The organism is Elstera litoralis, from assembly GCF_000963705.1.
Lineage (GTDB): Bacteria > Pseudomonadota > Alphaproteobacteria > Elsterales > Elsteraceae > Elstera > Elstera litoralis.
Window position 1 is genome coordinate 1 of the sequence record NZ_LAJY01000053.1, and the last position, 8,456, is coordinate 8,456.

General features: G+C 61.9%; 8 protein-coding genes. 3 read left to right on the forward strand and 5 right to left on the reverse strand.

The genetic code is table 11. The features are described from left to right. Positions 1-228: 228 nt before the first annotated feature. Together VZ95_RS02950 and VZ95_RS02955 are read left to right on the forward strand one after the other, a co-directional pair. Positions 229-1,161, forward strand: coding sequence for a glycosyltransferase family A protein (locus VZ95_RS02950; RefSeq protein ID WP_084627543.1), 933 nt, complete (start codon positions 229-231; stop codon positions 1,159-1,161). A 6-nt stretch (positions 1,162-1,167) separates the two neighbouring features. Then, complete coding sequence (locus VZ95_RS02955; RefSeq protein ID WP_045774554.1) at positions 1,168-2,685, forward strand: SpoIIE family protein phosphatase; 1,518 nt, start codon at positions 1,168-1,170, stop codon at positions 2,683-2,685. Here the strand turns inward: VZ95_RS02955 and VZ95_RS02960 are convergent. After that, complete coding sequence (locus VZ95_RS02960; RefSeq protein ID WP_045774555.1) at positions 2,682-3,707, reverse strand: glycosyltransferase family 4 protein; 1,026 nt, start codon at positions 3,705-3,707, stop codon at positions 2,682-2,684. The two genes, VZ95_RS02955 and VZ95_RS02960, sit on opposite strands and share 4 nt — an antisense overlap. A gap of 230 nt (positions 3,708-3,937) precedes the next feature. On the opposite strand from VZ95_RS02960, the gene VZ95_RS02965 reads away from it, so the two are divergent. Beyond that, on the forward strand, positions 3,938-4,876 hold the full coding sequence (locus tag VZ95_RS02965) for an NAD-dependent epimerase/dehydratase family protein (RefSeq protein ID WP_045774556.1): 939 nt from the start codon (positions 3,938-3,940) through the stop codon (positions 4,874-4,876). Between the two features lie 73 nt (positions 4,877-4,949). On the opposite strand, the gene VZ95_RS02970 is transcribed toward VZ95_RS02965, so the two are convergent. From VZ95_RS02970 to VZ95_RS02985, 4 genes are read right to left on the reverse strand one after another with little or no spacing between them, the layout of a single operon-like run. Further along, a complete protein-coding gene (locus tag VZ95_RS02970) occupies positions 4,950-5,660 on the reverse strand; it encodes a P-loop NTPase family protein (protein ID WP_052711433.1) in 711 nt (236 codons plus the stop codon). After that, complete coding sequence (locus VZ95_RS02975) at positions 5,657-7,762, reverse strand: SLBB domain-containing protein (protein WP_045774557.1); 2,106 nt, start codon at positions 7,760-7,762, stop codon at positions 5,657-5,659. Before VZ95_RS02975 ends, VZ95_RS02970 begins: the two co-directional genes overlap by 4 nt. A 2-nt stretch (positions 7,763-7,764) precedes the next feature. Next, entirely contained in the window at positions 7,765-8,127 is a 363-nt protein-coding gene (locus tag VZ95_RS02980; RefSeq protein WP_045774558.1) for a hypothetical protein, read from the reverse strand. Positions 8,128-8,131: 4 nt separating this feature from the next. Further along, on the reverse strand, positions 8,132-8,428 hold the full coding sequence (locus VZ95_RS02985) for an STAS domain-containing protein (protein ID WP_045774559.1): 297 nt from the start codon (positions 8,426-8,428) through the stop codon (positions 8,132-8,134). Positions 8,429-8,456: the final 28 nt, after the last annotated feature.

An 8,456-nucleotide genomic window follows, 5' to 3' on the forward strand; every position in this document is an offset into this window, starting at 1 on the left:
GTGCCCGCGCTTCTGCATGGCGCGCATCTCGGTTCCGATAAAGGTTTCCGACAGAACGGGAAAAGCAGCCAGAATATAACCGATGGTCTTCATAGGGCCTCCTGAGGGGCTGGGCTGGTCTAACCGTTGCAAGGGATGCGGCAGACACGCGGGGGACGGGGACGAGATTTCGTTACCAATGCCCATCGCAAACCAGATGCCAGTTCTTGAGACCTCAGGAGACAAGCAATGACAAAAACAGTAATTCAGGAAGAATTTGCAGTGGCAGTCGTTATACCCACGCATAATTGTTTAGAATATCTTAAAAAATCACTCAAAAGCATTGTCGATCAAACCGTAGAAGACATACAGATTATTGTTGTCGTTGATCGTTCGAGCGATGGAACCGCCGCTTGGCTTGCTCAATATGATTGCCCGCGCCCGCTTACGATCATCGAAACCGATGTTGGGTCCCCGGCCTTGGCGCGCAATTTGGGGGTTGAGGAAGCGCGCGCCCCGCTGGTCGCATTTCTGGATGACGACGACGTGTGGATGCCGGGGAAGCTTGCGGCCCAGATTGCGGCCCATCAGGCCGACCCCGAGGTCGTTCTAAGCTTTACCGACTACCGCCACCGCACCCTAGACGGCCAGGATTTTGGAACCTGCTTCGACTATTGGGGCGCAAAACCCGCAATCGCGCGAGGGTTCACCCGGCTGAACGCCCAGCGCTCGACCCTCTTGGGCCGTAACTTAGTCGGCACCTCCACTGTCATGGTGCGCCGCGACGCGTTTCTGGCGGTCGGGGGGTTCGATCCATCGCTGCCCTCGAGCGAAGATTGGGACCTTTGGCTTAGCCTTGCCGGGCATGGTCCCGTCAGTTGGAGCCCGGATGTGACGACCGAGTATTTACTGCGCCCCGGCAGCCTAACCAAAGCCCGTCACTTACGGATTGCCGCCATGACGATGATCGCGCAGCGCCATCTGAGCCGAGGCCCGACCCGCTGGCAAGATCGGCTGCGGCTGCGCGCCCGGCTGCTGGTCGGGCACGCGGAGGCGCTGGAGCAAAACAATCGGCGCGGGATCGCCGCTGGATACCATTTCCTCGCGGGCCTCATGACCGCCGACCGGCGGGCGTTGCGCGCGGGCATAGCGGATCTGTCGCGCTCCTTCCAACGGACGTAATCGGCGATGATTCTTCTCGATCAGCGCTTCCCCATTCAAACCGGCGTTGCGCGCGTTATTCGGGCCGCACTGCTGGACGCAGCCCCGCGACTCAATCTGCCAACGGGGCCGGTTCAAGACCTGATTACGGCGGCAAGCGAGATCGTCAATAACATCATCGAACACAGCCGCGCCCCCCGCGCGCAAACCATTCATGTTTGCCTACGCCTGACGGTAGAAACCCTCAGCCTGACGCTGGAAGACGATGGCGGGCCGTTCGAAGCATTCAACTCGGTCGCCAAACGCCCGGCGCTGAACCCCTTCGACGATTCGGTTGAAGAGGGCGGCTATGGGCTGTTTCTTATCCGCCGCCTGTTTCCCGACCATAGCTACGAGGCCGGGCCGCCAAACCGCTTCAGCATCGCCCGGAATTTGGCCCGCCGTCGTCCCCGGCTCCTGCTGATCGAGGATGAAACCACCCTGCGACGGCTCTACGAAACCATGCTGTTGCCGATCTATGACGTGGTCGGCTGCACGACGGCGGCGGAAGCCCTGGCGCTCGCCAGCCTCACCAAGCCCGATCTTATTCTGTCGGACATTAATCTGCCGGACCAAATGGGCCTGGACCTGCTGACGCAAATAACCCGCGACCCCAATAGCCCGCCGGTTCCCATTATCGTTTTCTCAGGCTCGCGCACGCCCGAAATCGAAGCCCGCGCCAATCGGCTCGGTATCGATGATTTTCTGGAAAAGCCGGTCACGCGCGCCACCTTGCTGAAAACTGTTGATCGGGCGTTAGGGAGAGCCGGACGGGATCGCGCCCAAATGTTGGGGCATATGCAATCGCGCCTCACCCGCTCCATCGCCCCGGAAGCGCCGTCGCGGTTCGGCCCGTTCCGCTGCGCCCTGGCCTCGCGCCCGATTTCGGTCGGCGGGGGCGATATGCTGGTGCGGCTCACCAATGGCGAGCAGGAGCGCCTGCTGTTGGGCGATGTGATGGGTCACGGGCTGGAAGCCAAGCTGATGGCGCATGTTCTCGCGGGTTATGTGCGCGGCCTGGTGCAGGGGCTGGGTGAGCAGGGTTTTTCGGCCAATGATCTGCTACGCCGGTTATCGCGCGCGATTGCCGAGGATCGGTTGCTGCAAGACTGCCTGATGACCGGCATGATAATCGAACCCCTCGGGCCGGGGCGGCTGCGCCTCACCAATGCGGGGCACCCGGAGCCGCTTATTCTTTCGGAAACCCCTCGGGAACTCACCACCCATCCCGGCCCGGTGATCGGCCTTGTCCGCGATCCTGATTATCCATCGATTGATATTTCCTTGGGGAAGGGCGAGCGGCTGTTGATCGTGACGGACGGGATTTTTCCGCACACGCAATCGGTCGGCCTGCCGGAAGATGTGCTTGCCGCCCTAACGCCGATTTTAAACGATCTCCGGTCGCTTCCTCTCAGCGAAGCGATTGTCGCCGTCACGCAGTATCTGAATGCGCAAGAACTCTCCGATGATTGGACCATTCTCCTGATCGAACCAGAACCGCTCTAAGCAGCGCTCGTATAGGCGGCCAGGAGCCGCGCTACTCCCGCCTCACACCCGTAGGTCTCAAAGACACGGGTATAGGCGGCCAAGGCCAAGGCCGCGCGCGCCTCGGGGGCGCTATCGAGCCACGCGGCCAGGGCCTGTTCCAAGGCGCTTTGGTCCTCCGGCGGAACCAGAAGGCCTGCCCCCGTCGCCAAAAGCTGCGGTAACGCGCCGACGCCAAAGGCCAGCACGGGGACCCCTGCGGCCATCGCTTCAAGGGCGGCCATCGGCAACCCTTCGTGGCGGGAGGGAAGACATAGAAGGTCGAGCATCGGCCAAACCGCCGCAACATCGGCTTGGAAACCGTGGAAGCACAGATTGGGCGGGGCGGCCGCTTGCAGGTCCGCCCGCATTGGCCCGTCGCCGAAAACATGAAACGCCGCGCGGCCTTCCATCCGCCGGGCAAGGGCAAGAAAGAGATCCGGCCCTTTTTCCCACGATAAACGCCCGACAAACCCAATGCGGGGAATTGCGGGTGACGGGGTACCGCGATTAAACGGCGGAATCGGAATGAAATTGGGATGAACCGCCACCGGCCGCGGCAGCGCGGAGGCAATAGTCTCGTTCACCGCCAAGCGCGGGCCGAGGCAACTGGTCAGCCGGTCTAGCGCTTGATAGAGCCGCACGCGGCCAACCCCAGGCTCCCCAGCATGAAAGGTGGAAATCACCGGAACCCCGGCCAATCGGGCCGAAAGCCGCCCCTGAATTCCGGCGCGATAGCCGTGGGTGTGGAGCAAGGCCGGGCGGCGACTTCGGAGGGCTTGGATTAGGGCAAGCGGATGATCCGCCAAGCTTTCGTAAGGAACCCCCGCTGCCTGCAACCGTGTTTTCAGGGGATGCGGGCCATGATCGCGCAGAAACACCACGCGGGGGGTGATTCCCGCCGCCGGGACCGCCTGCTGTAAGGCTTGGGCGATGACTTCGACATGCCGCTCGATGCCGCCAAAACTGCGGCTATCGAGCAAAATCCAAACGTCCCCACGCATCAGCCGCCTCCAGATAAGGGATTAGGCCTTGGAAAGCGCAAACCCTGTGCCAGCGCTTTTCGGGAAAATCCTGAGGCCAATGGGTTTTGCAGACTGCTTTCGCGTCGCAAATTGCATCCAATTTGCAGAGCGCAAGACTTTAAAAACGCCAATTCATTGAATTTACTTAGGTTTCTTTCGGCCCCTGGCTTGCGATTGCTTTGGCACAACAGAGCAAAAGGAGCCATAGAATGGCGCATTATCTCATTACAGGCGGGTGCGGGTTTATCGGCGGTCATTTGGTGCGCGCCGTTCTGGCGCAAGGGCATCGGGTGACGGTGGTCGATGATCTTTCGTCCGGGCGCGCCGATGTTCTGCCGGACGGCGTTCGGCTGATCGTTGGTGATGTGGCCGATGCGGGCGTGATGACCGACGCGATGCGCGGGGTTGATGGGTGCTTTCACCTGGCTGCCATCGCCTCGGTCCAGCGCTCGGTTGAAGATTGGATCGGCACGCACCGGGTGAATTTGACCGGCACGATCGCCGTCTTCAACGCCGCGCGCCGCACCCGCGTGCCGGTTGTCTATGCCTCCTCGGCGGCAATCTACGGCGATCAAGAAATTCTCCCCATTGCCGAAGCCGCGACCCCACACCCGCTGACGGCCTATGGCGCGGATAAATACGGGTGCGAACTCCACGCCCGTGTGGCCGGCCTAACCCATGCCATCCCTTCGATGGGGTTTCGCTTTTTCAATGTGTATGGGCCGGGCCAAAACCCGGCATCGCCCTATTCCGGCGTGATTTCGATTTTCATCGACCGCATCCGGCGGGGCGAGCCGATTGTGATTCACGGCGATGGCTACCAAACCCGCGATTTCGTGTTTGTTGGCGATGTAGTCCGGCATCTGCTCGCCGGGATGGATCAAGCCAGTGTGGAAGCCCCCGTTCTGAACGTCTGCACCGGGCGCGGAACCTCCATTCGCCTTTTGGCGATGGCGCTACGCGATATTTCCGGCAGTGCGGTCGATATTCGCGTTGGCGAAGCGCGGCCCGGCGACATCCGCAGTTCGGTCGGCAGCCCGCGCCGAGCGATTGACCGGCTGGGGGTGATCGCCGATACGCCCCTCACCGTTGGGCTCACGCAAACCTTTAGCGCGCTCGCCGCCGGGATGCAGGCCAAAGCCGCCTAAGTCCCCCTCCTCACGAAACAACAAAAGCCCGATCAGAGTGATCGGGCTTTTTGGTTTTCAGGTGACAGGGGGATCAATGACGCCGTAGCAGGGGCCGCGTGAGAAACCAGCGCGCGAGCCGCTCTGAAAAACCGGGCAGAATGCGCCGCAAGCGGCGGGCTTCGCGGGCAAACTCTTCGCCCAAGGTTGGGAAGTCCCGGTCATTTAACACGAGCCCGGCGAGATTTGCCCCCGCTAGGCGCAGGCTTTCCACCACCGCGCGGGCTTCCGGCAGCCGCGTGCCCGCGCTCAGGGCAACCAGAATCGCCGCATCGCAGGCCGCTGCAATTCGATCGGCGGGGATATTGCGCCCATTGATGAGCGTCGCCGGGGAAGTATCGACCACAATCACCTCATAGTCGGCGAGATCGTCCTGAAGCAGGCTCGACAAATGCCGCCCCTCCCGAAAATCCACCAAAGTATCGCGCCCTTCGCGGGGGGCGACCGGGGCCGGGACCAGATCGAAACGCCGGCTCTGGTCGGCGGGCAAGCACACCGCGTTCACCGACCGATTGCCCGGCCGCCAGACCGATTCGACTGCCCGCACGAGGGGCCGATGCAAATTGAGATCGAGATAAACGGTCCGCAACCCCGCCGCTGCCGACCGGGCGGCTAGCGCTTGCGCCAAGGTCGTCGCGCCATCGCCAGAGCGGATCGCCGTGACCGAGAGGCTGCGTGCCCCCCGGCCAATCGTGCGCCCGTAGATCGCCTCGATTTCCTGATAGGTCGGGTTCAACTCCATCATAGCGCACCGCCAATCAGCGCGAAGATCGAGAGCACCGAAACCGTATCGCGCACGCCGTCCATGAAGATCTTCCAGTCGGACTGGGCGATGGTCGGCACATAGACCGTGTCGCCGGGGCGCACCACGGGGAGCTTGGTGACATCACCCGTTTTGGCGAAGTTGACAAGATCGAAGATACGGGCTTGTTCCTGGCAGCAGCCGAGATTGACCACGAGAATTTTCTCCTGATAGGCGTCACTGGCCGGGCCACCCGCTTCGGCGAGCAAATCGAGCAGGCTCATATCGTCCGAGAAGCGGTAGCGCCCGGCTTTGCCGACCGCGCCCAGCACGCGCACGGTATTTTCCTTGCTCTGGTCCAGCCAATCGCCGTTGCGCTCCGGCACGAAAATCACATCGCCGGGTTTGACGCGCGGCAGCAAGGTGCCGTCGCCGGTCTCCAGATAGCGGGTGAAGTCGAGTTTCGTAACGCGCGCCGCGCCCTTGATATCGTCGCGGTGGGAGATGCGGATATTCCGCAAATCCGCGCCGCTGGTCGGGCCGTTGGCCGCCGAGAGAATATCCATGAAGGAGAAATTCTCGCTGAAGGCATAGCGCCCCGGTGCCCCCACTTGCCCCATGATGTGGATCGACCGATCCGAGGCTTGGCGCGTCCATTGGGCTTTATTGTCAGACGGGTCTTGCGGCAGCTCGGGCACCATGATGATCGTCCCAGCGCGGATTTTCGGCACGCTGGCAAGATCGCCGCCTTTATCGAGAAACGCCCCAAGATCGAACAGCGTTGGTTTCGCCCGCTCGGCATCGCTTTTAATGATCTGAACGTGGGAAACATCGGCGCGTGCGGTCGGCCCGCCCGCTTGGGCGATAAGATCGAAAAACGTCATTTCGTCCGACCATTCAAACCGCCCCGGCTTATAGACCGCGCCCAGCACCTGAACGGCACGACCGGGGGCGATTTTCAACCACGAGGGCTCATTGGTATCCATTTTCTCGGGAACGAAAATCGCATCGCCCGGACGGACCGGGGGCAGCGGGGCCGCCGTGGGATTTTCGGTATAGCGCGGCAGATCGACCATCTCGACCTTGCCATCGGCCCGCAGCACGCGGATTTGGCGCGTATCGGCAAAGCGGGTCGGCCCGCCCGCATTGGCCAGCACATCGATGAAGGTTGCGCCCGGCTTGCCGTCGAATGCGCCTGGCTTTGCGACTTCGCCCATTACATAGACGGTGGAAGCCCCCCGACGGATTTCTTCCATCTGCTTCGGCACGAACAGAGTGGCCCCCGGCTGCACATCGGGCAGTTGCGCCTTATCGCCGGTATCGAGGTAGTTTTGCAAATTGAAGAGAATCGGCTTGCCCTGGTTGATAATGCGGATCTGCTCAACGGCGGCATAGCGGGTCACGCCGCCGGCGCGCATCAGCATATCGACCGCTGTTACCCCCGGCTTGTAGGCGAAGATCGCGGGCGTATTGACTTCGCCGAACACTTTGATCGCCGTACGCTCTTCCGCGCCATCGCCTGCCGCGGCCAGCGTGCGCCCATCGAACTCGATTTGCACATTCCCTGTGAGCGGCGAGGCGGGCACGAACACCGTATCGAGCGGCTGTAAGTCCGGCAGCAGGCTGGTATCGCCGCTATCAAGATATTTCTTATAGTCGAAGTTGAGGGTTTGCTTGCCCCGCCGCACTTGAACCCGGTCGAGTTGCGCGCCCTGGCTAAGGCCGCCGGCGGTATTGATCGCCATTTGCACGGTGGCATCGCCGGGCAGTTCCACCGGGCCGGGGGTTTTCACATAGCCCAGCACCGAGACCAGCAAGCGCCGCTCCTTAAGGACGACCGTTAGCCGATCCAAATCCCGGAAAGCTTTCCCCAACCGCTCGCGCACCAGCTTTTCCGCCTCGGCGGGGGTTTTACCCGACAGCACCAGCGCGCCGACTTCCGGCAGCGTGACGCGGCCTTTGCGGTCGATTTGGAAATCTTTACTCAGCGCCGCTTCTCCGGGGAGCGAGACGGTCAGAATATCCCCAATCCGCAAAGCTTCTTCCTGAGCGTAAGTACCGAAGGAGAGAAAGATGAGCGTGAGGATAAGGAGTAAGCGGCGCATGGTTAGTCTCCGAGAGCCAAGGACGGGGAGAGGCTTTGGTCGAGCGCGGTCAGCGCAAGGTTGAGACGCCCTAAGGTCGCGGCCATGCCATCGATTAGGTCGCTTTGAGCTTCACGCTCGGCGCGGGCCAAGAGCGTTTCGATGTCCCGCAACCGGCCGGGCGCATAGGTGGGGGCCGGGCCTGCCCGAACGAGGGCCACGCGGGCGCGGGCTTCAGCAAGGGGGGCCGGAGCCGACGTAGCCTCGGTTAGGGGGCGATACTGGCCAAGATGGCCACCCTGGCCCGGATTGGGCCAGGACGGGCCGCCGCAGGCCGATAGGAGCGCAGTAATCGAGACCAGGAATATGACGGGCCGAAACATCATCGCCTCACGCTTGGCGCTGAAGATCGGCTGAAACCATCGGGATCACCCGTGGCACTCTCAAGAACTCCAGAAGCCGCGCGGGCTGGCCATCGGCCCCAACAAGGGTAAGGCCGATTTTGCGTGCCGAGAGACGCTTATAGAGAAAGACAATCGCACCGACGCCCGAGCTATCGAGAAAATCGACTTCCGACAGATCGAGCCGAACTTCGGTATCGCTATTCGATAGGGCTTCGAGTTCGGCGCGCTTGGCGGTCGCGGCTTCGGCATCGAAAGAACCGCTCAGAAAGTAAGTATGGGCCATGAGTCATCTCCTCAGTTGGATGGATGCT